The sequence below is a fragment of the Methylomonas sp. HYX-M1 genome (assembly GCF_040741385.1).
GTDB classification, from domain to species: Bacteria; Pseudomonadota; Gammaproteobacteria; order Methylococcales; family Methylomonadaceae; genus Methylomonas; species Methylomonas rhizoryzae.
On record NZ_CP160405.1, the window covers coordinates 3,685,361 to 3,709,662 of the forward strand.

Annotated in this window: 19 protein-coding genes; 13 read left to right on the forward strand and 6 right to left on the reverse strand. The window is 54.4% G+C overall.

Annotated features, from left to right (window positions below):
* The first annotated feature begins 108 nt into the window (after positions 1-108).
* Positions 109-924, forward strand: coding sequence for a hypothetical protein (locus tag AB0A83_RS16755; RefSeq protein WP_367154774.1), 816 nt, complete (start codon positions 109-111; stop codon positions 922-924).
* 61 nt (positions 925-985) lie between these two features.
* Here the strand turns inward: AB0A83_RS16755 and AB0A83_RS16760 are convergent, their stop codons facing one another.
* Entirely contained in the window at positions 986-3,472 is a 2,487-nt protein-coding gene (locus AB0A83_RS16760; protein WP_367154775.1) for an ABC transporter permease, read from the reverse strand.
* Complete coding sequence (locus AB0A83_RS16765) at positions 3,469-4,158, reverse strand: ABC transporter ATP-binding protein (RefSeq protein WP_150050351.1); 690 nt, start codon at positions 4,156-4,158, stop codon at positions 3,469-3,471. The genes AB0A83_RS16760 and AB0A83_RS16765 overlap by 4 nt, the downstream gene beginning before the upstream one ends.
* Between AB0A83_RS16765 and AB0A83_RS16770 the strand changes: the two genes are divergently transcribed.
* The 5 genes from AB0A83_RS16770 to AB0A83_RS16790 all read left to right on the forward strand — a co-directional run bounded on the left by AB0A83_RS16770 (position 4,157) and on the right by AB0A83_RS16790 (position 10,698).
* On the forward strand, positions 4,157-4,777 hold the full coding sequence (locus tag AB0A83_RS16770; RefSeq protein ID WP_150050354.1) for an arylesterase: 621 nt from the start codon (positions 4,157-4,159) through the stop codon (positions 4,775-4,777). The genes AB0A83_RS16765 and AB0A83_RS16770 overlap by 2 nt on opposite strands.
* Positions 4,778-5,165: 388 nt before the next feature.
* Positions 5,166-6,107, forward strand: coding sequence for an NADH:ubiquinone oxidoreductase (locus tag AB0A83_RS16775; protein WP_367154777.1), 942 nt, complete (start codon positions 5,166-5,168; stop codon positions 6,105-6,107).
* A gap of 2 nt (positions 6,108-6,109) precedes the next feature.
* Positions 6,110-7,648 (forward strand): nickel-dependent hydrogenase large subunit, encoded by a 1,539-nt coding sequence (locus AB0A83_RS16780; protein ID WP_150050358.1) that lies wholly within the window; start codon positions 6,110-6,112, stop codon positions 7,646-7,648.
* Positions 7,649-7,651: 3 nt separating this feature from the next.
* On the forward strand, positions 7,652-8,101 hold the full coding sequence (locus AB0A83_RS16785; protein ID WP_367154778.1) for a hydrogenase maturation protease: 450 nt from the start codon (positions 7,652-7,654) through the stop codon (positions 8,099-8,101).
* Positions 8,098-10,698, forward strand: coding sequence for an EAL domain-containing protein (locus AB0A83_RS16790; RefSeq protein ID WP_367154779.1), 2,601 nt, complete (start codon positions 8,098-8,100; stop codon positions 10,696-10,698). The genes AB0A83_RS16785 and AB0A83_RS16790 overlap by 4 nt, the downstream gene beginning before the upstream one ends.
* Positions 10,699-10,826: 128 nt before the next feature.
* Here the strand turns inward: AB0A83_RS16790 and AB0A83_RS16795 are convergent, their stop codons facing one another.
* The 4 genes from AB0A83_RS16795 to AB0A83_RS16810 all read right to left on the reverse strand — a co-directional run bounded on the left by AB0A83_RS16795 (position 10,827) and on the right by AB0A83_RS16810 (position 14,606).
* Positions 10,827-11,903, reverse strand: coding sequence for a formylglycine-generating enzyme family protein (locus AB0A83_RS16795; protein ID WP_367154780.1), 1,077 nt, complete (start codon positions 11,901-11,903; stop codon positions 10,827-10,829).
* 446 nt (positions 11,904-12,349) lie between these two features.
* The gene (locus tag AB0A83_RS16800) at positions 12,350-12,865 is read right to left on the reverse strand and encodes a hypothetical protein (RefSeq protein WP_367154781.1); all 516 of its coding nucleotides are present in this window, start codon (positions 12,863-12,865) and stop codon (positions 12,350-12,352) included.
* A 75-nt stretch (positions 12,866-12,940) separates the two neighbouring features.
* Positions 12,941-13,993, reverse strand: a complete 1,053-nt coding sequence (gene recA, locus AB0A83_RS16805) for a recombinase RecA (protein WP_150050368.1) — start codon at positions 13,991-13,993, stop codon at positions 12,941-12,943.
* A gap of 100 nt (positions 13,994-14,093) precedes the next feature.
* Positions 14,094-14,606 (reverse strand): hypothetical protein, encoded by a 513-nt coding sequence (locus tag AB0A83_RS16810; RefSeq protein WP_150050370.1) that lies wholly within the window; start codon positions 14,604-14,606, stop codon positions 14,094-14,096.
* Positions 14,607-15,101: 495 nt separating this feature from the next.
* Between AB0A83_RS16810 and AB0A83_RS16815 the strand changes: the two genes are divergently transcribed.
* From AB0A83_RS16815 to AB0A83_RS16845, 7 genes are all read left to right on the forward strand, one after another.
* Positions 15,102-17,663 carry an SGNH/GDSL hydrolase family protein gene (locus tag AB0A83_RS16815; RefSeq protein WP_150050371.1) on the forward strand — a complete coding sequence of 854 codons (2,562 nt, stop codon included), beginning with the start codon at positions 15,102-15,104 and terminating at the stop codon, positions 17,661-17,663.
* Between the two features lie 35 nt (positions 17,664-17,698).
* The gene (locus AB0A83_RS16820) at positions 17,699-17,950 is read left to right on the forward strand and encodes an acyl carrier protein (RefSeq protein ID WP_150050373.1); all 252 of its coding nucleotides are present in this window, start codon (positions 17,699-17,701) and stop codon (positions 17,948-17,950) included.
* 51 nt (positions 17,951-18,001) lie between these two features.
* Positions 18,002-19,228, forward strand: coding sequence for an aromatic ring-hydroxylating dioxygenase subunit alpha (locus tag AB0A83_RS16825; protein WP_150050375.1), 1,227 nt, complete (start codon positions 18,002-18,004; stop codon positions 19,226-19,228).
* On the forward strand, positions 19,225-19,701 hold the full coding sequence (locus AB0A83_RS16830; RefSeq protein ID WP_256603355.1) for an aromatic-ring-hydroxylating dioxygenase subunit beta: 477 nt from the start codon (positions 19,225-19,227) through the stop codon (positions 19,699-19,701). The genes AB0A83_RS16825 and AB0A83_RS16830 overlap by 4 nt, the downstream gene beginning before the upstream one ends.
* A 92-nt stretch (positions 19,702-19,793) precedes the next feature.
* Positions 19,794-21,542 (forward strand): cobalamin-dependent protein, encoded by a 1,749-nt coding sequence (locus AB0A83_RS16835; RefSeq protein ID WP_150050379.1) that lies wholly within the window; start codon positions 19,794-19,796, stop codon positions 21,540-21,542.
* 47 nt (positions 21,543-21,589) lie between these two features.
* On the forward strand, positions 21,590-23,137 hold the full coding sequence (locus AB0A83_RS16840; protein WP_367154782.1) for an amino acid adenylation domain-containing protein: 1,548 nt from the start codon (positions 21,590-21,592) through the stop codon (positions 23,135-23,137).
* Between the two features lie 2 nt (positions 23,138-23,139).
* Positions 23,140-24,288 (forward strand): acyl-CoA dehydrogenase family protein, encoded by a 1,149-nt coding sequence (locus AB0A83_RS16845; RefSeq protein ID WP_367154783.1) that lies wholly within the window; start codon positions 23,140-23,142, stop codon positions 24,286-24,288.
* Positions 24,289-24,302 lie beyond the last annotated feature (14 nt).

A 24,302-nucleotide genomic window follows, 5' to 3' on the forward strand; every position in this document is an offset into this window, starting at 1 on the left:
GCCGAGCCTTGCATTTTAGCGATCACGCGCCAATTTCCAAGGTAAATTGCGTTGGCATGGATATTGATTCACTTTAGTTAACTTAAAGTTCCGTCTGCGAGCCTGTCTATGAACCTGAAGCTACTACTTGTCTTATCGACGCTAACCGCTTGTTACCTGACTACCGCTCAGGCGTCTCAGATCGCTATAGATGGCAACCTAGCCGACTGGGGCCTGCATAAAAACGGGAACGCGGATGACTGGACTCCGGATTCAAGTTTAAATCTGGTTTTAGGCGAGACCTATAACGTCGAAGACCAACATACGGCTTATTTAAACCCCGGTTTCGGCGGCCAAGCTTACGATGCCGAAGCAATGTACGTGCATGTCGCTGACGGCAATCTATATCTGGCTTTAATCACCGGCTTATCCCCTAACACGCCTAACGACCCTCTACACAACAGTTTCGGCCCCGGCGATTTCGCTATCGATTTCGGACAAGACGGGAGTTACGAATTCGGCATTCAAACCACCGGACCTAACCAAGGCCACGTATACAGTAATGTAGCGTGGGACTACGGACTATGGGATGCCGATGGAAACTACGCACCGAACAACCCGGACACTCAACATCCGACCTCGATTAAATCCGGAACCGACATCGCAATAGGCCAATTGGTCTATAACGGCATCGGATTTAAAAACATGGGGCAATATTACAAAGACACCCATTATGTCATCGAAGCGGCCATTCCTTTACTCGCGTTCGCCGGCTTCTCGGGTAAATTCGACGTTCACTGGACAATGAATTGCGCCAACGATGCAATTTGGGCAGATCCTATCTTGCCGTCACAAATTTCCGAACCCGCCACACTCGCGCTGTTGATTTTCGGTTTAACAGGTCTAACCTACAAACGAATGCAGCATGCGCTCGTTTCGATTTAGTCACACCCGCTGGGCTAGGCGGCAAAGTAACCGATCCGTTCTTTGCCGCCCTTTTTTATTTTTAGAACCGCCTCAACACTAATAACGGCGATTGTCTTACTACCTGACGCAATCCCCAATATGCGGCAATTGTCACCATGCCCGCAGCGCCGACGGGTAGCAAAATAAATGGCATAACGTCAACTTTGAACGGTAAATGCATTACCCCGGCATACAGCGCATACAATACGGCCTGAGCCAACATCACGGCAAGCAAGCCGGCAATCCAGCCTATGATTCCAAACTCTATGGCATGCGCCAAGTGCAACCAGCCACGTCCAGCACCTAAGGCGCGCATTAGCGCTGCCTCATGCATCCGAACGTCCAGCGTGCCGTATACCGCTGCAAAAAGCACGGTAAATCCGGCAAGCAAGGCAAAATAAAGCACTAAATCGATCGCTTTGCTCAACTGCCGCAAAATATCGGCTATTTGCGCAACAATTTGATCCACTTCCAAAATCGTAAGTGAAGGAAAACGTTTGACGATTGTATGCAGCACGGCTTTTGCTTCCGGGGATAAGTAAAAGCTGGTCAAATAGGTGCTAGGAAATCCATCCAAACTGCCGGGCGAGAAAATCATATAGAAATTAGGTTTCATGGTATCCCACCGTAAACTGCGGATGTTTGCCACCCGGGCATGCACTTGCTCGCTCCCAACCGTAAATCGCAACTCGTCCCCCACTCGAATGGCCAGGCTTTGCGCCAACTTTTCTTCTACGGAAACCCAGCCGGGCTCCGCCTCAACTGGCCAAGCCTGCCCTCGAACGAGGGTATTGTCGTCCGGTAGCCGCTCCGTCCACGTTAAGCTCAACTCTCGGTGGGTGGCGGCTTCCCCTCGGCTATCTTTGCTGACGCGTTTCTGAACGGCTTCGCCATTTATTGCCACCAGTCTGCCGCGTATTACAGGATACATTCGGCTCGCTTCTATACCTGATGCATTAAGCTCGGCCTGCAAGGCATCGCGCTGTTCCGGGATAATATTCAATACGAAATGATTCGGCGCCTTTTCCGGCAATTGTTGCCGCCATTGCTCCAACACATCGTTGCGGACGCTAAAGCTAAGACTCATAGCCGCAAGCGTAATCGAAAAAGCCAAAATTTGGCCGATGCTGCCCCGCCCTTTCCGTACCACTCCCAACAAGCCGAATCGCCCTGCCAGACTCAGGCGCGGCGCCAGCAGTCGCAACGCTCTTAACAACATCGCAACCACTAGAGCAAGCACCAGCAGAGCCAAAGCGCCACCTCCTAACACTGCTACGATCAATTGAGTATCCCCGGTATAGCGCCAAACTAAGCCGGCGACCAGTGCCAGCGCCGTGCCGTACACCAGCCAGGCCCGCACGGGCAATGGCGCCAGATCCCGCCGGAATACCCTTAGCGGCGAAACTTCACGTAACCGCAACAAGGGCGGACTCGCAAAACCTAACAACACCGCCATACCTATCGCAAAGCCATAGCCTACGCCGCTAATTCCGGGCTCGGCCAACTGTTTGGGTAATAGTGGACGTAGAAAATGCAATAACCCTTGTTGACCAATCCAGCCTATAGCGCAACCCAAACCGCTGGCAATGACCCCTAACACACAAAATTGCACGACGTACAACCGGAATATCGTAGACTGGTCGGCACCCAAGCAGCGTAATAACGCCACGCTGTTGAAGTGTCGTTCGCTATAACGTGCGGCAGCCATGGCTATTGCCACGCCGGCAATCACCACCACGGCAACACCGGCTAAGCCCAGATAGCGTTCCGCCCTATCCAATGCCGAGCCTAATTGCGGCCGGTCTTCGTGTATATCCAAAATTCGCTGCGACGGCTGCAATTGCGGCTGCAACCAGTTTTTAAATTGGCTTAACCGGCCAGCCTCGCCGGCGAATTGATAGTAATAGTGCACGTGGCTGCCCGGCTGAATCACACCAGTGGCTGCTAAATCGACCTGATTCATCATCACTCGCGGCGAAAAACTGTAAAAATCTCCGGCTTTATCGGGCTCGTAACGCAATATTTTCGCGATTCGCAATGGCTTTTCGCCCACGGTCAGCCAATCGCCAATCGCCAGATTCAGCGCCGGCAATATTCTGGGCTCTACCCACACTTCACCGATCGAAGGGCCGGATGTGGAAACGTCATCCTGCCCGCTATCGCTATCGGCCGTTTTCAGCACGCCCCGTAACGGATACTGATCGCTGACCGCTTTTACCGCGGCAAGCAACATCTCCTGATTTTCCAACAATACGCTGCTAAAATCGATGGTTTGCGCTTGTCGCAGCCCTCGATTGCCGGCTTCGCCCAGCCAGGACTCCGCAACAGGACTAGAGCTGGTCAACACCAAATCCCCCGCCAAAAACTCGCCGGCTTGTAGCGTCATAGTTCGCTGCATCCTATCGGCAAACAGCGAAATCGCGGTCGAACACCCCACGGCAACCAGTAATGCCAAAGTCAACAAGGTCAATTCGCCGGCCCTAGCGTCGCGCATCAGCAGGCGAAATGCCAATTTAAGCGCCGTCATACCAGCCTCCCGGCTTCCAACTCCACCACCCGATCACATTGGTTTGCCAAGGCCCTGTCGTGGGTCACCAACACTAAAGTCGTACCTTGCAAGCTATTCAATTCGAACAATACCTCGATAATCTTTGCACCGGTCTTACTGTCCAGATTTCCGGTAGGTTCGTCGGCAAACAAAATCGCCGGCCGAGCGACAAAAGCCCTGGCTAACGCAACCCGCTGCTGTTCGCCGCCCGACAACTGCCGGGGAGTATGTTTTAGCCGTTGCGCCAAGCCTACCCGCTGCAACAAAGCCTTGGCCGAGAGCTCCGCATTGGCGTCCCCACGCAGCTCTAACGGTAACATTACGTTTTCCAAGGCAGTCAAGCCGGGTAAAAGTTGAAACGATTGAAACACAAAGCCTACCCACTGATTACGCAATAGCGCCCTGCCGTCCTCGTCCATCAGGGTCATGTCTTTTCCGCACAGACTAACCGAGCCGCAGGACGGCAGATCCAAACCGGCCAACAAACTTAACAACGTGGTTTTACCCGAACCGGATTCGCCGACAATCGCGACACTTTCACCGCGATTAATGGTTAAATTCACCGCTGCCAAAATTTGCAATTCGCCTTCCGCAGTGAACACCGACTTACCCAAGCCCACGGTGGAAATAACGGGAGTCTCGTTTTCTAATCGGAGAGTATGCATGCTGTATAGCCTTGTGTTTACCTTGTTGTTGGGAATCGCCCCGGCACACGCGACGTCGGCGGTATCGATTGTCGTGGTGGGGGACAGTATCAGCGCCGGATACGGGATAGAAGCCGGTTCAGGCTGGGTCGGTTTGTTGCAACAAAAGTTCAACAGCCAAGCCAAGGCTTATGTTATCAACAACGAGAGCATCAGCGGCGATACTACGGCCGGCGGCTTGGCTAGAATCGACGCGGTACTGGCCCGGCACAAGCCACAATACGTTTTATTGGAATTAGGCGCAAACGACGGACTGCGCGGACTTTCTCCCAAAGAAATGAAGCGAAATTTGGAAGAAATGATTCGCCGCTGTTGGGCCGGCGGGGCCGAAGTATTACTATTGGGCATGAAGATTCCGCCGAACTACGGCAAACGCTATATCGACATGTTTTACCAAATTTATCCGCAACTTTCCGCCGAAATGGAAGTGCCTTTGGTACCCTTCATTCTGGAAGATATCGCGTTAAACCCGGCAATGATGCAAGCGGACGGCCTGCATCCGAACGCATTGGGACAACCTGCGATTGCGGAAAAAGTATGGCGTTATTTAGAACCCTTGTTGCGCACCGCAAAGCCGTAAACTCGCTTAATAATCAAATAGTAACAAGAAAAAGCGGCAGCTTGACACGAAATGTCGGGCGGCCATGCCGGTCTCGTTTTAAAATTCGGGGATTTTATTCACCTATCGAACTTAAGCACCTTAATAGAAATCACAACAAACACTGCTGCAAGCACACGCTATGACGTTCGCTTTAAAATTTTGGTAACGTCGATACCGCGCAGGCGCAACAGGCTTAAACTTTTCGATGTGTTTGTTTGGCTCGCTTGATGACGCATGGAGGCACGCACAACCTAGCGGGACATATTCACGCCTCCTCTGCCAAACACACCGCTACGAATTTGAAGTGCGACAATGCACGCTCATCACTCCACACCACAGCGCTCATCCTGAAGCGCACGGAGGCAGTATGAAATCCTTGTTATGGTTGCAAACCGGCTCGTGCGGCGGCGACACCATGTCCATCTTGTGCGCCGACAGCCCGTCTTTAGAAGAATTGATCGACCATTTCGGCATAAGGATTCTTTGGCAGCCCTCTCTTTCCACAGAATCCGCTGCCAGCTTGGAACGTACCATAGACGCAATATTGGCCGATCAGCTCGCGCTCGATATTTTTTGCGTCGAAGGCAGCATTATCTGCGGCCCCAACGGCTCAGGCATGTTCGACCCTTACCGCGGACGAGCCAAAATGGACTGGATACGGCGTTTGGCCGAAAAGGCCGGCGTATTGGTCGCCATCGGTACTTGCGCGGCATTCGGCGGGGTACACTCGGCGCCGCCTAACCCAACCGATTGCCTGGGTTTGCAATTCGATAAAACCACAGGCGGCGGCTTATTGGCGGATAGCTGGCGCTCGCGCCTGGGGCTGCCGGTCGTCAATCTGGCCGGTTGCCCGACTCACCCTAACACCATGACCAAAACGCTGGCCATGCTGGCTACCGGGATACCGTTGGAACTCGATCACCTGAATCGGCCCAAGCTGTTTTTTAATACCACGGTCCATCAGGGCTGTACCCGGAACGAATATCACGAGTACGACGTGGAAGACACCTCGTTCGGCGGCAACGCCTGCATGTTTTTCAACCTAGGCTGCCAAGGCCCCATGACCATGGCGGTGTGCAATAGCGAACTGTGGAACGGCCGCAACAGCAAAACCCGGGCCGGCGTTCCGTGCTTCGGTTGCACCTCTCCGGATTTTCCGCTGGACAGAGACTTATTCCTTACGGAAAAAATCGGGCCGATTCCGGTAAACTTGCCGTTAGGCGTGGAACGGGCCAATTACATGGCTTATAAAAGCTTGGCTCACGATGCCGCTCCGGAGCGAGTGCTTAACAAAAAAATGGATACCTAATCATGAGCAGTAGAGTCGTGCGTATCGAACTGAATCGGGTCGAAGGCGACTTGGACTTCGAATTGACCTTGCAAGACCGCGTGGTCGTCGACGCCCGCTGTATAGGCTCGCTGTATCGAGGTTTCGAACAAATCATGATAGGCCGCAAACCGATGGATGCATTGGTGATCACCCCGCGAATTTGCGGCATCTGCGGCACAGCCCAACTCAACGCCGCGGTATTGGCCCTGGAACAGCTGGCGAATCTCCAGGTGCCGGCCACCGCCTTGCACATTCGCAATTTGTGCCTGATGGCGGAAACCGTGCAAAGCGATTTACGCCAATCGTTTTTATTTTTTACTGCGGATTTTTGCCATTCCAAATACGCCGGCCGCCCCTGGTACGAAACGGCCGTGTCGGCGTTTCTACCATTTAAAGGTTGGGCGCATAAAGGCGCTTTGGAATATTCCCGGCAAATGGTAGAAATCGTAGCGCTATTCGGCGGCCAATGGCCGCATTCCTCGTATATGCTGCCGGGCGGCGTCACCAGCCCGGCCAGCCCTCGCCATGTCCTCAATAGTTTATCCATACTCAACAAAGCCATACAGTGGTTCGAAACCCGTATCATCGCCACCGAACTGGATCAATGGTTAGCCATACAAACCAATAGTGAATTTTTCAATTGGCTGGACGGCAAGCCCGGCCACTCCGACAGCGCCATCGGCCTTTTTACCCGCATCGGCCGTGACATCGGCCTGCAACGTTTGGGCTTCGGCACGCCGCACATGCTCAGCTACGGCGCTTACGACCATCCTGAACAAGGCGACAAACCGTCCGCGTTACGCGACCGGCGCTATCGGGCCGGCTTTTTAAACGGCGACAGCGGCCAAATTCTACCTTTCGACCAAACCAAGGTTAGCGAACACGTGCGCTTTAGCTGGTTTCAACCATATTCCGGCGGACGCCATCCGTTTCAAGGCCAAACCATCCCGGATTATCAACCGCATACCGACCGTTACACCTGGTGCAAAGCACCGCGCTATCAGGACAACGTCGTACAAACCGGTCCGCTGGCCGATGCCTTGATAGACGGCGACCCTTTGATTACTTCGTTTTATCAATCGGAAAAAGGCAGCGCCTGGCTCAGACAATTCGCGCGCTTGCGGCGCACCGCCAAGTTGCTGGCCGATATGCGGGAAATTTTGGGCGAACTCGGCAAACGCTCCGGCAGCCCGCATATCATTCCGCCGCACAGTTCCGAATTTCCCGACGGGGAAGGCTACGGCTTGGTAACTGCCGCCCGAGGCGGGCTGGGGCACTGGCTACAAGTGACGGACGGACTGATCAGCCGCTATCAAGTGGTAACGCCCACCGCCTGGAACGCTTCGCCCAAAGACAGCGAAGGCCGCCACGGCCACTGGGAAAGCAGCCTGTTGGGCCTTGAAATCGATAACCCGGACGACCCGGTCGAAGTCGGCCATATTATCCGCTCGCACGACCCCTGTTTGGTTTGCACGGTCCACATGCTGGACAGCGATACCCGGATTAGCATCCGGCCGTGAAACATGCACTGCCACATCATTTGTTTCGGCAACGGTTTTCATGGCGACGACGCCGTCGGCATCCGGATTTATCAAGCGCTGATCCAATTGGCCTGGCCTGCCGGCGTGCAAATTTTCGAGGCCGGTATCGCCGGCTTGAATGCCTTGCGCTTATTCGAGGCCTGTAACCGGGCGCTCATAGTTGACGCCTATCACAACCCCGAAACGCCCGGCGCGGTGGAACTATTCGATTTGGCCCGCCTATCCAGGCTGTCGCCGGTCAATTACGGCCACGCAGCAGGGATCGATTTCTTAATCCAAGCGTTGCTGGCGTCGGATAAGCCACTCCCGGAAATCCGCATGGTCGGCGTCGGCATAGCCGGCGTTTCGCCCTTTACCTCTCAATTAACTCGTTCGGTAGAACTCGCCATACCGAAAGCGGTACACCTTATCCGTCAAGTAGTAGCACCGTGAATTTCAAAACCTCCACAACGTTTGACATCGCGTTCGAAACCCAAGACTTTTTGGAGCATTGCGCGCCGCCGCGTTGGCAAGCGCGCTTGGCGCACCCCAGCTTGAGCCGCTCCCTCGAGATGCTGATTTTCCCTTGGAACGAAAGCTTCGTGGCGATTCCGTCTCGCTGCCCGCACGAAGGTTTCGATCTCGCCTCTTGCCCGTTAACTGCCGACGACGTACTGGTGTGCCCTCAGCACGGGGCGCGCATTCCATTGACATCCGGCTGCAGGGTGATCCGACGCCTCAACGTGTTTTACACCTCGCTGGCCAGCCTCAGAGATGCCGGAATCTTGAGCAACGACGGCGGCACGGCGACACCGTCCGAGCTACAAGACGAACTCGATAAACTCCGCCAATCCCATCTGCAACAAGAAAAACAAATCCACATCATCACCGCCAGCATGAACGCCATGCTGAAGGACTTGGAACAGCAAAAAGCCGAATTAAAGAGCAAAGTCAACCAGCAACACGCGTTAAATCGCTTCGTCGCCCGCATCATGGACAGCATGGACGACTTGTTGTTCGTCATCGATACCCAGGGCTTGATTACCCGCATCAACCGCGCCGTGGAGCTTGAACTGGGCTACAGCGAAACCGAACTATTGCACAGCCCGATAGACCGGCTATTGCCCGACAACGAACTGCGGCGTTTGGACGCACTACTGCCCGAATTACCTTGGCCGGTTAAGTCCGTGATGTTGGAAGCCACCCGGCTGCACGGCAACTACAGCGCCGAACACACCCTCATCGGCGCCTCCACGCCACATTCCAACGGCATTTATTTTCTCAAAAGCAGTTTGCTGCATTCGGAACAAGGCAAATTGGAAGGTGCCGTGCTCACGGCCTTGAACATCACCGAATTGAAACATCGGGAGATGCAATTGCGTTTGAATGCCAAAGTTTTCGAAAACAGCAGCGAAGCCATTTTCATCACCGACCCGAACGCCATCATCCTGGAAGTCAACGCCGCATTCTGCCACATCACCGGTTATTCGCGCGAAGAGGCCTTGGGCCAACATACCCGCTTGTTGAAATCCAATATGCACGACCGCTCGTTTTACGCCAACTTATGGGGATCGTTATTAAGCCGCGGCTATTGGAAAGGCGAAATTTGGGATAGGCGCAAAAACGGCGAAAACTTTCCGATGCTGCTCAGCATCAACGCGGTTACCGACGACGAAGGCCGGGTTACCCATTTCGTCTCGGTATCGACCGACATCAGCCAGCAAAAACAAACCGAACAGGAATTGAAAAGCCTGGCCTATTACGACGTGCTGACCGGCCTGCCGAACCGTTTTTTGTTCAAGGAGCGCTTCGAACACGAAATTCTGAGCGCCCAACGCAACAACAGCCGGCTGGCGTTGTTTTTTATCGATCTCGACCACTTTAAGAATATCAACGATACCCTAGGCCACTGGGCGGGAGACGCCTTGTTGCAAATCGTCTCCAACCGGCTGCAGAACTGCCTGCGCAAATCCGATACGGTCTCGCGCCTGGGGGGCGACGAATTCACGGTGATTTTACCCGGCTTGAACGATACCCAAGACGTCAGCGACCTGGCCCGCAAGCTGGTAGAGCTGATGACCAAACCCATACCGATCCAGGAATATCAGGTCTACATCGGCGTCAGTATCGGCATTTCCATTTTCCCGGACGACGGCCAGGATTACGATACCTTGACCAAACACGCCGATACCGCCATGTATGTTTCCAAGGAGCGCGGCCGCGGCACCTTCCGCTATTTCGAAGCCGGCATGACCGAAGCGGCGCATCAGCGCCTGATATTGGAAAACGCCCTGAGACACGGCTTGGAAAAACAGGAATTCGAACTGTATTATCAGCCCAAAGCGGACTGCTCATCCGGCCGCCTGACCGGAGCGGAAGCGCTTATCCGCTGGAAACGGCCCGGCATAGGCATGGTGCCGCCCGATCAATTCATCCCCATGGCGGAAGAAACCGGTTTGATCCTGGCGCTGGGCGATTGGATTTTGCGTACCGGATTTTTACAAGCCAAACAATGGGTAGCGCAATTTCCGGACTTTCGTTTGGCGTTGAACCTGTCCGCCAAGCAACTGCTGGCCGAAGACTTTATAGAGCTGCTGCAACGCATGTCTAAGGAAACCGGCGTCACCCCCGGCAACATAGAGCTGGAAGTGACCGAGAGCACGATCATGAAGGATATCGAACGGGCGACCCAGCAATTGCGCCAAATTCGCGAATTGGGCTTTTATGTAGCCATGGACGACTTCGGTACCGGCTATTCGTCGCTGGCCTATTTGCAAAAACTACCGATCCAAGTCTTGAAAATCGACCGCTCTTTTGTCCAAGCCTATCACGACGACCCCGGCTCGCAACAAGCCGCGTTCATTAACACCATCGTCTCTATGGGCCACATCTTGAATCTTAAAGTGGTCGCGGAAGGGGTGGAAACCGAAGCGCAACTAAACTTGCTCAGAAGCTATCAATGCCACGAGATACAAGGCTATCTGCTATCCCCGCCGCTTCCCGGCCACACATTCGAAACCGAGTGGTTAGCCAAGCAGGTAGACGGCTGACGCCATTCCAAGACTTGCCGGCCTCTACGCCGATACCGCATCCGGCGTGCCGCGTTTCCCGGCCTATCCCAAAATTCGCAAGCGGCCCGCGGCCTATCAAAAAGGGAAAAAGCCAAAAGCGCAAAGGGTTACAGCGTCCTGGCGAGCCGAAAACCGATATCGTTGTTGCGGAGATCCGGTGCGTTCCTGAAGCGGTGAATCGGTCGAAGGATGTTCGCCGCATCATGCCAGGAACCGCCGCGTAACACACGCTGGGAAGCATCTCCATCGACTTCCCACGCAGAACCATCATTCGGCGCTCCTTGATAAGCTTCGTGCCAGATATCTTGCTGCCATTCCCAAACATTGCCGACCATATCGTACAACCCCCAAGGATTAGGCTGCTTTTCGCCAACCGGCTGGGTTTTCCCTTTACTATTGTTCTCTAACCAGGCGTAGCGTTCGGCCTGCGATGGGTCGTCTCCCCAAAAATATTCGGTGTCGGTCCCGGCACGGCAGGCGTATTCCCATTCGGCCTCGCTAGGCAGCCGAAAAGTGTGGCCGCATTGGGCGGACAGCCACTCGCAGTAGGCTTGAGCATCCTGCCAAGTTACACCAATTACCGGACGCGCGCCGCGTCCCCAGCCCCAGTCGTCAGGCTTGCGGCGGCCGGTCTGCACGGCAAACGCGTCGTATTCGGCGAAGGTTACGGGATAACAGGCCAATAGGAAGGGCTTAGCCAAGGTCACGCTATGATCCTGCCCCATCACAAAACTACCCGGCGGAATGAATGTCATTTTCGGCAGTGCCACGCCTAGGGCGGCCGCTTTATCGGGCAACTTGGGCAAAAACGTATACGGTTTTAGTTTGGTATCGGTGCAGTCGAATACCTCGTAGAAGGCACTCGCTTTGGATAAGTCCGCCTTTGCGGCGCAAAGAAAATCCCACATCTGCGCGGTAGCCAAGGACTTGCCCAAACACGTCGCATCGTCGGACAAACTGTCATTCATCAGCGCGTTAACCAGCAAAAACTCCTGGATACTGTAATGGGCAAATCGATACTGCTGCTCGGAGTTTCGATTGAGCAAAGAGCGTCCACCGAAATCCAGGTGTTTGAAAGACTCCATATCCAATACCGGCCCAAGCAGTTGCTGCAGCCGGTCTTCCGGCAGCCAGCGTTTGCCGTCCGCCTGTAGGAAATAAGCAACTTGCGGCAAGCGCTCCACAATTGCGCTTCGCTAGGCGCCGCGGTCAAGGCCGGAATTCGCTTCATTTTGGCCACTTCGCGTTTCAACCAGCAACCGACCAAAGCCTGGTAAACGTGGTAGGCATCCCAGGAGTTTTGCTCCGCTTCCAGCAAATCTTCGATGTGGGCTAATAACAACGGACGAAACTTAAGCGACTTCATGGAAGCTAACAATCTTTCCGCCTTTAAAAACTGGTCACTGGGTTGCTTGGTGATTCCGTGATGCCAGGGATTCGGGAAGCGTTTAAGCAAATATTCGCGAACCTGGCTATCGTCGAACAACGACACGAACAACATCGGGCAGATAAACCCGGCAACGCTGACTTTACCGGGCCGGCCGAACGGATCGAGGTCGGTCTTCGGGAAAAACTGGGTACGGCAACTGAGGATGACATGGCGATAGTTCGCCGAAGCCTGTAACAAAGCCTACAAACGCTGGACAATGCGGCCTTGGGCCGTGGGATCTTCGTCCAGCGCATCCAACAACAATACAGTTTGCGTATGATCGCTATGGTTTTGGATACGCTGTAAGGTATCCTCACCCAATTTCAGCAACAGGCAGTCGTAATTCTTAGGCCAAAATCCCAGTAGCTGACTGAGTTTCAACAACAGCAACAACGAGGTTTTACCCATGCCGGCGTCGGCTAACACGAACAGCTGATTGCGGCCGTCGCTCAGCGGCGCGGATCTGGCCAGAAAATCGTTAATGGTCTTGAAAATCGGCGCCTTGACGTTGGAAACCGGATCGTGGTCTTCATCGTAATCGGCCGGATTGTGGTGCTGGCAGTTGGGTTCGACGTAATATTTTGCCAGCAAGCGCGGATCGCCGAACAGATTACCGATTTCAGCCAATTCCTTATCTTGCTGTTGCCAGACTTGATTCAGCTTTTTCCACAGCGGTTTGATCCAGTCGATGGAAATGAAGGACAACTCGCCAACCATGCCGTCTCCTTGAATTGGGTGAAAGCCAGCCGAACGCATGCGCCGCCGCATGCGTTAAATCAGCTAGCGTGACGTTCAATCCCCGTCCACAAACTCCGCATCGTTATCGTCGTCCTGCATAGGCGTTGCACTGATCCGGCCGGCGAAGGCTTTCTCGCGGATGGCTTTTTCCAGTTCGACGGCTTTTTCTTGGTTGTCGCGCAGAAATTGTTTGGCGTTTTCTTTGCCTTGGCCGATCTTCTCGTTGCCGTAGCTGTACCAGGAGCCGGATTTTTGCACCAGGCCGAATTCGACGCCCAAGTCCACCAGTTCGCCGTAAAACGACACGCCTTCGCCGTACAGGATTTCGAAATCGGCTTGTTTGAACGGCGGGGCGACTTTGTTTTTGACGACTTTAACCCGGGTTTCGTTGCCGATAACTTCGTCGCCTTTTTTGATCGCACCGATGCGGCGGATGTCCAGGCGCACCGAGGCGTAGAATTTCAGGGCGTTGCCGCCGGTGGTGGTTTCCGGGTTGCCGAACATCACGCCGATTTTCATCCTGAGCTGGTTGATGAAGATCACCAGGGTGTTGGAGCGTTTGATGTTGGCGGTGAGTTTACGCAAGGCTTGCGACATCAAGCGGGCTTGCAGGCCCATGTGCGAGTCGCCCATGTCGCCTTCGATTTCAGCTTTCGGGGTCAAGGCCGCTACCGAATCCACTACCACGATGTCGACCGCGCCGGAGCGCACCAGCATGTCGGTAATCTCTAACGCCTGTTCGCCGGTGTCCGGTTGCGACACTAACAAATCGTCGATGTTGACGCCGATTTTTTGCGCGTAGACGGGGTCCAGCGCGTGCTCGGCGTCTACGAACGCGGCGGTGCCGCCGAGTTTTTGCACCTGGGCGATGGTTTGCAGGGTCAGCGTGGTTTTACCCGACGATTCCGGGCCGTAGATTTCGATGATGCGGCCGCGCGGCAAGCCGCCCACGCCCAAGGCGATATCGACCGACAGCGAACCGGTGGAAACGACTTCAATGTCGCGAGACGCCGCGACGTCGCCCATGCGCATCACCGAACCTTTGCCGAATTGTTTTTCGATTTGCATCAGCGCTGCGCCGAGCGCTTTTTTCTTGTTCTCGTCCATCAGGATTTCCCGCTAGTTATCGCAAAATTCAAAGCCGGCATTATCACATAGATGATAGCCGGCAACACAGCTCGCCCGGTACCGGCCGCCGCTGTTCCCGTCAGTCGCTTTGTACGATTTCCAGACAGCGCTGCAAGGTGTAGCGCACGATGAATGCGCACATCAGCACCGGATACACTAGGTAATGTTCGGGTATCCATAGGCTGGCCAGCAGCGCCGGCGCCAATAGAAGCGTGTTGAAGCGCGCCAGCCGAGTCTGCACGTAAATCAACGAATCGCGCGAGGCTTGATCGAAATAGCGGCTTTTGCTTATCACCGCAAACCACAGCCAGCCGCTCAGCACGGCAAAAAACGGCGGGAAGGCGAAAAACATCGGCGCGTCCGGGCTGAACAACGGCTTCCAGCAACCGTACCAAGCCCATAGCAGACAAGCCGCAAAACCGTCGTGCCAAGCGGCGCCGGACAGTTTTTTCGCAAGGCCTGCCAGATAACAAGCGATAGCCAGGGCAAGCGCCGCCTGCCAAACCGCTGCTTCAAGCAAATACGGCAGATAGAAACTGTCGGTCAGCAACAAAAAGGTTAACACCAGACAGCTAAGAATGAAGGTCGGCACGGAGTTTCGAATCGGCTGGTTAACGAAAAGGGATGAGTTTCATTATGCCACATATGGCCGGCAAGCCTGTTTCCAGCAAAAAATAGACCATGAAAACTTAGAAATTTTTAATTAAATGATAAAAAGACAATATAGCGCCAATCTTTTGTTTAAATGCCCGCGGGCATTATCTAGCAACGTTTAATTTAATCTTCATCCAAACTTCACATAACTCATTACAGAATAAGCGGGGGTTTTCCGCATTTCCGTTGAGTGATACCGTTTCTCGACAAACGCTGCCGCTCTTCCAGTCCCCTGGATAGATCTTCGCGCATTTCAACCTGCCAATGTTCAACCCGAAAAACTATGCCATAATCCACGCAATACTGACTAAGGCAATCCGTGCGAACGTTTAGCCTGCAATATTGACGGTAAGCTTTCTTGATTCGCGACTAAGGAATTCGCAAGTGGCTCGATAACAAAATTGTAATAAACAATAATTAGGAGACATATACAGTGGGTAATTTCATCTCAAGATTAACGGCGTCGATTCAAACCGATTCGAACTCACCCGGTGGAATTACTTTTCCGAAGTTTTTGTTGATCGTTCTGCAACTGGCTTTCATGCTGCTGGCAATGCGCCAGTTTCAAATCGAAAACGCCGCTTTTCTACGTTTAGCCGTGTTGGCCTTCGGCGGATTTCTGCTGCATGCCTGGCTGCCTCTGGCTTACCGGCTACCGTTTTTTCTCGGCTTGTCCTTGGCCGGAATCGTGCTGGTGATGGGCTGGCAGAACGGGGCCTGGTTAATCGGCATCGGCTTGTTGTTGATCGGAATTTGTCATCTGCCGCTGTCTTTCCTGTGGCGCATTGTGCTGTTACTGAGCGTCGGCTCGGTTTTAGCGCTACAACGGGCCGAGTTGCTCGCATTCCCCTGGTCGGCCGCCATTTGGCCGATCTTAGGCTCCATGTTCATGTTCCGGCTGATCGTGTATATGTACGATTTGCAGCACGATCAAGCGCCGTTCAATTTGTCGCGCAGCCTCAGTTATTTCTTCATGCTGCCCAACGCTTGTTTCCCGCTGTTTCCGGTGGTCGACTACAAAACGTTTCGCCGCAATTATTTCGACGCCGACAGCTTTCATATCTATCAAACCGGCGTCGATTGGATGCTCAGGGGCGTTACCCAACTGATTATTTACCGGCTGGTTTATTACCATTTGACCTTGGCACCGGCGGAAGTCCACACCGGCGGAGATTTGGCCCAGTTTTTGTTAGCCAATTTTGCACTGTATTTGCGGGTTTCCGGTCTGTTCCACCTGATCACCGGCCTTTTGCATTTATTCGGGTTTAGAGTACCGGAAACTCACCATCTCTTTTTCCTAGCCACCAGTTTCAACGACTGGTACCGGCGCGCCAACATCTATTGGAAGGATTTCATGATGAAGGTGTTTTATTTTCCGGTTTATTTTCGGATAAAAGATTACGGCGCAACCTGGGCGCTGGTTTTATCGACGATGCTGGTGTTTTTTCTGACCTGGTTTCTGCATGCCTACCAATGGTTCTGGCTGAGAGGGACCATTTTGTTCGTCCCGCAGGACTTTTTATATTGGGCATTGCTTGGCGCGGTAGTCATCGCCAACTCGTTATATGAAGCCAAATGGGGCAGAACCCGTACCCTGAACAAATCCACCCAAAGCTGGCGCAGCCGGTTGTCGCTTTACCTGCAAACGTTGGTGACGTTTATTGCGCTGTGCATTTTATGGTCGTTCTGGACCAGCGAATCGATTACAGGCTGGCTGTCGCTGTGGCAAGTATTGGGTTCCGACCCCGCGGCGGCCGAGCCTAACAGCAATCCGGTGTTTAATGCACAATCGCTGCTGGTGGCTGCGTTATTAGTGGTTGTCGCCAGCAGCACCGGCACTATAGGCGCATCGGGCAATATACCGCCGCGTAAAGGCGTTAGCCGAAAAATCTGGTCGCCGGTATCGATCACTACCGTAAAAATCGTGCTGCTGTGCTTGTTGGGCATCGAAGGGATTTATTCGCAGTTTTCTCCCACCACAGCCACCATGGTGCTGTCTTTACGCTCCAGCCATTTAAGCCGGATAGATACCGCCAAAATGGAACGCGGTTACTACGAAAATCTCCTGGACGTTAACCGTTTCAATTCGCAGTTATGGGAAGTGTATTCTAAAAAGCCTACCAACTGGATAGACGTGGACTCCAGCAATTTGAAGCGTTTCGTCCCCGGCTTTGCGCATACCGAACTGATTCCTTCCTTTGCCGAAGACACCAAGTACGGCCGAATTACCATCAATCAATACGGCATGCGCGATAAAGATTATGCTGTGGCGCCGGAGCCGGGCGTGTTCAGAGCGGCGGTGCTGGGCGCTTCGTCGGTGATGGGCTGGGGCGTCGGCGACGGACAAACCTTCGAAGCGCTATTGGAAGACCGCCTGAATCGGGAGTTGGTCAACTCGCCTTACGCCAAATACGAATTGTTGAATTTCGGGGTACCCGGCTACAATCCGCCGCAACAACTACCCGCACTGGAGAAGGCATTCGGCTTTACGCCGAGCGCCGTTTTTTATATCGCCACCGGCCGGGAAATGTCGCGCTCCGCTCGCTATATCGCCACCGCTGTGCGCGAAAAAATTGCCATTCCTTATCCGGAATTAAGCGCCATCGTCACATCCGCGGCTGTAACCCCGGATATGGACGAAACCACGGCACTAAGACTTTTAGAGCCTTACGGCCAAGACATACTCACGGCAATTTACCGTCGCATCACCAGCCAATGCCGCGAACGCGGTATCAAGCCGGTACTGATATTTTTACCGCAACTACGAGACGGGGTATGGCAGGAAGAAACTGCGCCCAGTCTTAAAATCGCCGCCGCGGAAGGTTTTATCGTGCTCGACTTGAACGGAATGTTCCGCGGCCGCGACATTAATACCATTCGTTTGGCCGAATGGGACGAACATCCCAACGGCACCGGTCATCAATTGATTGCATCGGCAATTTACGACGCCTTGCTGGTAAACCGCGAGGCCGTGTTTTCATCAACCCATCAGTAAAACAACAACGCATCCGCCAACAGGAGAATCCACACATGACTCAAGACACACTCGCAATCGTTAAAGAATTTGTGCTCAGGGAATTTTTGCCGGGGGAAAACCCGGACGAATTGACCGACGATACGCCGCTCATCACCGGCGGTATTCTTGACTCGATTGCAACTTTGCGGCTGGTTGCGTTTTTAGAGGAAAAGTTCGGCGTCAAATTCAAGGCGCACGAAACCGATTCGGAACATCTCGACACCCTAGCCGATATCAGCGCGCTGGTTCAGGCGAAATTAGGTTAAGCGCATACCCACCCGTTGCGATTTCAGCACTATTGGCTAATTGGGAGACCCATGGATAAGCGCCTGGTCGACATTCACGATAGAACCGTCAGCGGGCGGGTATTCACCGACCCGGATATTTTCGCCCGCGAACAAGCGACAGTGTTTTCCGAAAGCTGGCTTTACCTCGGGCATCGCAGCCAGTTCAAGGAAAAGGGCGACTTTATCCAGGCTTACGCCGGTACGGTGCCGGTACTGCTTTGCTTGGACGGCGAAGGCCGATTCAATGTGTTTGCCAACGTCTGCAGCCATCGCGCCGCCAGAGTCTGCCAGCAAGAATACGGCAACGCCAGAAAATTCGTGTGCCCTTACCACAACTGGGTATTCGACAACAAAGGCGATTTGATCGGCGTCCCCCGCCGCCATTCACCGGAATTCGACAAATCGAAGTGGGGCTTATGCAAAGCCGCCCAGGTTTCTGTGTATCGAGACCTGATTTTTTGCACCTTCTCGCCCGCTGCCGCTCCGCTGGAAGACTACCTCGGCGACATGAAATGGTATTTGGATATGTTGTTGGATTGCAACGGCGGCACGGAGGTGTCCAAGGGCACCCATCGTTCGACCGTACATTGCAACTGGAAAATTCCAGCGGAACAATTCGGTTCCGACAATTGGCATTTTCAGGCCGTGCACTGCAGCATGGGCAAACTCGGCCGCCGCAACGAAGACCCGAACAGTGAAGACAGCTTTCACGTCTGGACCGACCAGGGACACATACTGATCTGTATCGCGCCCAAACAAGAGGTCGACACCACCTACACGCTTTATCTGGATAAACTGGCGGCCGAACAACGCATCTCGGAAGCCCAACGCAAACTGCTGCGTTGCACCTTGGTCATCACGATATTTCCCAATCTGTCCTTCGTCTATTTTCCGGGATTGTGCAGTATCCGCGTCTGGAACCCCAGGTCCCCCGATCAAACCGAATTATGGTCGTGGCCGCTCTATCACAAGGACGCGCCCGAGCAAATCAAGGATTTGGTCAGAAAACAGGTCACCCGGCTGTTTTCGCCGACCGGCATGCTGGAACAGGACGATTTGGAGGTGTGGTCACGCTTGGCCGACAATCTAAAAGGGATGCCGCCGGATTTTCGCCTCTGTTACGAATTCGACGCCGACCCGGAAATTCAGAATAGGCCCTTCCCGGGCCACACCGCTTCATTGCAATCCGATATTGCGGCCTTGGCGTTTTATAAACGTTGGGCGGAGATAATAGCTCACGCGGACGGCACCCCATGATCCACGACATCGAAAGACTGCTATTTCACGAAGCGCATTTGCTCGACTCCGGCCGCTACCGCGAATGGCTGGAACTTTTAGCCTTGAATTTACGCTACTGGGCTCCGGTACGCGCGAATGTGTCCCGCGCGCAGGAAAAACAAGACGAAACGCAGCGGCTGCCACTGTTCGACGAAAACAAAGCCAGTTTGATCTTGCGGGTAGACCGCTTGGATACCGAACTCGCTTGGACCGAAATTCCGCCCACCCGGACCCGGCGTTTCATCTCCAACATCACCGCCGATACCGAACAGGACGGTTTGGTGCTAGTCAGGTCCAACTTCATGGTATTCAGAAGCCGTAGCTTCAGAGAGGAATGGCTGGTCGTCGGCTGCCGGGAGGACAAATGGTCGACAGGCGGAAAATGGTTGCTACGGGAACGAAAAATCCTTGTCGATCACTGCACCGTCGAAAATCTCTCGCTGTTTCTGTGAAAAACCATCGTAATGACTACCCGCGTAAACCCAGGGACGATTTGCCGGACACTTTCAACCACTCGCCTTCAGCCTGCCTTTAGAGGATTTATATGATGTCAAACCTCGGCCATTCCCTGCCGTCCCTTCGCTCCGACCTGGTATTGATTCATGCCCCGGCATTTTTCGATTTCCGCAATCGCCGCGACATCTATTTCCCCTTTCTCGGCACCAGCGGCGACGTGCCGATCACGCCTTTGTACGAATATTTTCCGGTGGGTTTCAAAACTCTGCAGCGTTTTCTGGGCGAACGCGGCCACGAGGTGCGCATCCTCAATTTAAGCAGCATTCTGCTGCGCCACCCCGGACTCGACTTCGACAAAATCGCCCTGGCTTTGGATACGCCTCTGGTCGGAATCGATCTGCATTGGATGGTGCACGTACAAGGCAGTCTTGCAGTCGCCGAACGCATACACGCTTTGCGCCCGGACATCAAAATCATATTCGGCGGCATTTCCTCGACTTATTTCGCCAGCGAGCTGATTCAATATCCGTACGTCGATATGGTGATGCAGGGCTACAACACCCACGAACCGATGGCGCAGTTGCTGCCCGCGATCAAGGCAGGCCGCGCCCCGAGCGACATCGAGAACTTGATGTGGAAAGATCACGACGGCAACGTGCGGATGAACGACTTTGCCCACAAACCGAACGTGTACGGTTGCGGCATAGACTGGTCGCAACAGCCGCGGGATGCCAAATCCACCGCTTTACCGATCATGGAGCTCTTATCGACCCAGAACGCCGGTTGTGCTTATAACTGCGGCTGGTGCGGCGGTTCCCGGGAGGCCTTTCGCCGGGTCTTCAAACGTCACCGCACCATGGCCCGCAAGCCCAAAGAAGAAATCAGCTACGAATTCCAGACCATCCGCAATATTCCGGACGTCAACAACTACCATTTTTATTCGGTGGGCTCGTATAACGAATCGCCGCAAGGCATGCATTTCTTTCTGGACTTGGTCGGCGACACCGGCCTCAAGGGCATCAGTTACGAGCAGTATTTTTTAACCAGCGAGGACATCCTCAAACACATGGTGCGCGCCAACAAGCGCACCAGCATCACCTTGTCGCCGGAAAGCCACGACCACACCATTTCCAAGCTATCCGGACGTGGCGTCTATAGCAACGAAGAAATGGAGGCCTGGATAGAGCGGGCCCTGGAAATCGGCATCCATAACATCGACATCTGGTACTTTATCGGCATGCCGCAGCAGACTCCACGGTCTGTGGACGAGACGGTGGATTACTGCGCCCATCTGCTGCACAAATTCAAAGGCCGCAACGTCAATCCGATGATATGCCCGATGATTCCATTTCTCGACCCCGCTTCGACCTTTTTCGAATTCCCCGAGCAGCACGGCTACCGGGTGTTTCATCGTAGCGCCGAACAGCACCGCAAAGCCATGGAAAGCGCGTCGCTACTGAACCGGATCAACTACGAAACCCAATGGCTAAGTCGCGAGCAGCTAGTTGACGTCGGCTTCCGCGCGGTACGACGATTGATGGAAATCAAAGGCAGCGTCTCCGCTCTGCCCAAGTTTTGCGTCGAGGACTACAACGCGGCCATCGACGACGCGTTGGAATTCATACCGGTGGTACACGAAGCCGATTGCATCAAAGACCCGGTTGCCCGCGCCCGCGCTCTGGATGCATTAGGAGACGATATTTTGAAACGCAACAACATGATTTTGTTCGACGGCGTGATGAATCAAGCCTTTCCGTTAAACCGCGGCATAGGCGGCCGCTGGTTCGACGAAATGGGCTGGGACGCCGCCACTCTGGAAGCCGCGGAAAGCGCTTAACACGCATCCACGAACGACTATCTCGATTGCCGAGGACGAATCCGCTTATGACGAGTCAAGTTTTACATCAGGCATTTATTCAGGCCGCGCAACGCTTTCCGGAACGCATTGCCGTCGTCGAACCGCAGGCCGGCCAACTGACCTACCAGGAGCTGGATAAACTGTCCGACGGTTTCAGGGATTATTTGATCGCCTCCGGCGTTCGGCCAGGCGACCGGGTAGGCCTTTATATGCGCAAGTCTATCGATACGGTAGCGGCTATTTACGGCATTTTAAAAGCCGGCGCCGCCTACGTACCCGTGGATTTCAGCGCGCCGCCCTCCCGCAACGCCTATATCATGCACAACTGCCAGGTCAAAGTGCTGTTGACCGAACGCCGCTTCGAAGAAAAATTGCGAGTCGAATTAGCCCGGTTGGGCGCCGAGCCGACACTGTGTTGCATCGAACAAGCCGGCGGCGGCCAGGGTTTAGCCGACGTTCTGGCCGATCTTTCCCCAGCAGCGGCAACCACGGTCATACCGAACGCCGACGATTTGGCCTACATCCTCTACACCTCCGGTTCCACCGGCAAACCCAAGGGCGTGATGTTGTCGCACCAAAATGCGGTCAGCTTTGTCGAGTGGTGTTCCGAGGTGTTCGAACCGAGCGAAACCGACCGCTTCTCGTCCCACGCCCCCTTTCATTTCGATTTGTCGATTTTGGATTTGCATGTGTCGCTGAAGCATGGCGCTGCCCTGGTGCTGGTGCCGGAAGACGTCGGCAAAGAACCCACCAAATTAGCCCCGCTGATTGCCGAACAGCGCATCAGCTGCTGGTATTCGGCACCGTCCATCCTGAGTTTGCTGGCCCAATTCGGCACATTGGCGGAGTACGACTATTCCGCATTGCGTTTGGTGTTGTTCGCCGGCGAAGTATTCCCGGTCAAACATTTGCGTAATCTTAGCGAGCAGTGGCCGCATCCGCGCTATTTCAATCTGTACGGCCCGACCGAAACCAACGTTTGCACCTATTACGAAGTGAAACTGCCGATACCGGAAGACCGCACGATACCTTTTCCTATCGGCGAGGTCTGCAGCCACTTACAAGGCATAGTAGTCGATAGCGACGACCGCATCGTGCCGAACGGAGAGTCCGGCGAACTGTGCATCAGCGGCAGCGGCGTGATGCAAGGCTATTGGGATTTGGCCGAACAAACCGCGCGGGCGTTTTTAAGTTTCGACGGCAAACAGTGGTATCACACCGGTGACATCGTGGTGGAAACCGCACCCGGCTGTTATCTGTATCAAGGCCGCCGCGACCGCATGGTCAAACGCCGCGGCTACCGGGTAGAGCTTGGCGAAATCGAAGCCGGCTTGTATAAACATCCCGACATCAAGGAAGCCGCGGTACTGGCGCAGGCCGACGAAGAGGCCGGCATTAAAATCAAGGCCTTTGTCAGCCATCACGGCGAAACCCGGCCGTCCATCATAGCGATGAAACGTTTTTGCACCGAAAACCTGCCGCTATACATGATTCCCGACGAATTCGTCTGGCTGCCCGAACTGCCGAAAACCTCCACCGACAAAATCGATTACCAAGCCTTGAAGGGGGCCTGACCATGGACTTCAGTTTGTCCGAGCAACAAAAAAACTTAAGCGACAGCATCGTCAAATTCGCCCAACAAGCGCTGAACGACGACGTGATTGCGCGCGACCGCGACCACCAATTCCCGCGCGATTGTTGGCAACAATGCGCCGACATGGGCATCCAGGGCCTACCCGCCGACGAGGCCTACGGCGGCAGCAATCTGGACGCCTTATCGGTGGCCGTCGCCTTGGAAGCCTTGGGCTACGGTTGCCGCGACGCCGGTTTGGTATTCTCCCTCAGCGCCCACATTCTGGCCTGCGTGGTGCCCTTATCCGAACACGGCAGCGACGAACAAAAACAGCGCTACTTACCCGGCTTGTGCGACGGCAGCTTGATAGGCATGCACGCCATCACCGAACCCGGCGCCGGCTCGGACGCGTTCGCCATGCGCACCACGGCGGTGGCCGACGGCGACGGCTGGCGCCTCAACGGCAGCAAGACCTTTATTTCCAACGGCCCGGTCGGCGACGTCGCCATCGTGTTCGCCATGACGAATCCGCAAAAAGGCTTTCACGGCGGCACCACGGCCTTCTTGCTGGAAAAGGGCATGCCGGGTTTTTCGGCACCCGGCACCTTCGAGAAACTGGGCCTGCGCACCTCGCCGATCAGCGAATTGGTGTTCGAAAACGTCTACCTGCCCGCCTCGGCAGTGTTAGGTTCGGTGGGCGGCGGTGCCAGCGTATTCGCCACGGCGATGGACTGGGAAAGGGTATTGCTGGTCGCCGGCCACGTCGGCGCCATGCAACGCTTGCTGGAAACCTCTATCGCCTACGCCAGAAAGCGCAGCCAATCCGGGCAAGCAATAGGCAAATTTCAGGCGATTTCGCACAAAATCGCCGACATGAAAGTCAATCTGGAAGCCGCCCGGCTGCTGACCTACCAAGCCGCCTGGCGTCTGCAGCAAGGTAAAAACGTGTCGATGGACTCGGCGATCACCAAGCTGTTCGTCAGCGAATCGCTAGTCAAAACCGCCATGGACAGCGTACAAATCCATGGCGGCTACGGCTTCATGGTGGATTACGAAGTGGAACGCGCGTTGCGCGACGCAATCGGCAGCACCATTTACTCCGGCACCTCGGAAATCCAACGCAACATCATCGCCCGCTGGCTGGGTTTGTAGCCCCCCACCCGAAC

What these genes read in the sequence shown, in the direction of transcription:
- AB0A83_RS16755 (WP_367154774.1), top strand. Translation starts at nt 109, where the DNA reads ATGAACCTGAAGCTACTACTTGTCTTATCGACGCTAACCGCTTGTTAC.
- AB0A83_RS16760 (WP_367154775.1), bottom strand. Translation starts at nt 3,472, where the DNA reads ATGACGGCGCTTAAATTGGCATTTCGCCTGCTGATGCGCGACGCTAGG.
- AB0A83_RS16770 (WP_150050354.1), top strand. Translation starts at nt 4,157, where the DNA reads ATGCTGTATAGCCTTGTGTTTACCTTGTTGTTGGGAATCGCCCCGGCA.
- AB0A83_RS16765 (WP_150050351.1), bottom strand. Translation starts at nt 4,158, where the DNA reads ATGCATACTCTCCGATTAGAAAACGAGACTCCCGTTATTTCCACCGTG.
- AB0A83_RS16775 (WP_367154777.1), top strand. Translation starts at nt 5,166, where the DNA reads ATGAAATCCTTGTTATGGTTGCAAACCGGCTCGTGCGGCGGCGACACC.
- AB0A83_RS16780 (WP_150050358.1), top strand. Translation starts at nt 6,110, where the DNA reads ATGAGCAGTAGAGTCGTGCGTATCGAACTGAATCGGGTCGAAGGCGAC.
- AB0A83_RS16785 (WP_367154778.1), top strand. Translation starts at nt 7,652, where the DNA reads ATGCACTGCCACATCATTTGTTTCGGCAACGGTTTTCATGGCGACGAC.
- AB0A83_RS16800 (WP_367154781.1), bottom strand. Translation starts at nt 12,865, where the DNA reads ATGGTTGGCGAGTTGTCCTTCATTTCCATCGACTGGATCAAACCGCTG.
- recA (WP_150050368.1), bottom strand. Translation starts at nt 13,993, where the DNA reads ATGGACGAGAACAAGAAAAAAGCGCTCGGCGCAGCGCTGATGCAAATC.
- AB0A83_RS16820 (WP_150050373.1), top strand. Translation starts at nt 17,699, where the DNA reads ATGACTCAAGACACACTCGCAATCGTTAAAGAATTTGTGCTCAGGGAA.
- AB0A83_RS16825 (WP_150050375.1), top strand. Translation starts at nt 18,002, where the DNA reads ATGGATAAGCGCCTGGTCGACATTCACGATAGAACCGTCAGCGGGCGG.
- AB0A83_RS16830 (WP_256603355.1), top strand. Translation starts at nt 19,225, where the DNA reads ATGATCCACGACATCGAAAGACTGCTATTTCACGAAGCGCATTTGCTC.
- AB0A83_RS16835 (WP_150050379.1), top strand. Translation starts at nt 19,794, where the DNA reads ATGATGTCAAACCTCGGCCATTCCCTGCCGTCCCTTCGCTCCGACCTG.
- AB0A83_RS16840 (WP_367154782.1), top strand. Translation starts at nt 21,590, where the DNA reads ATGACGAGTCAAGTTTTACATCAGGCATTTATTCAGGCCGCGCAACGC.
- AB0A83_RS16845 (WP_367154783.1), top strand. Translation starts at nt 23,140, where the DNA reads ATGGACTTCAGTTTGTCCGAGCAACAAAAAAACTTAAGCGACAGCATC.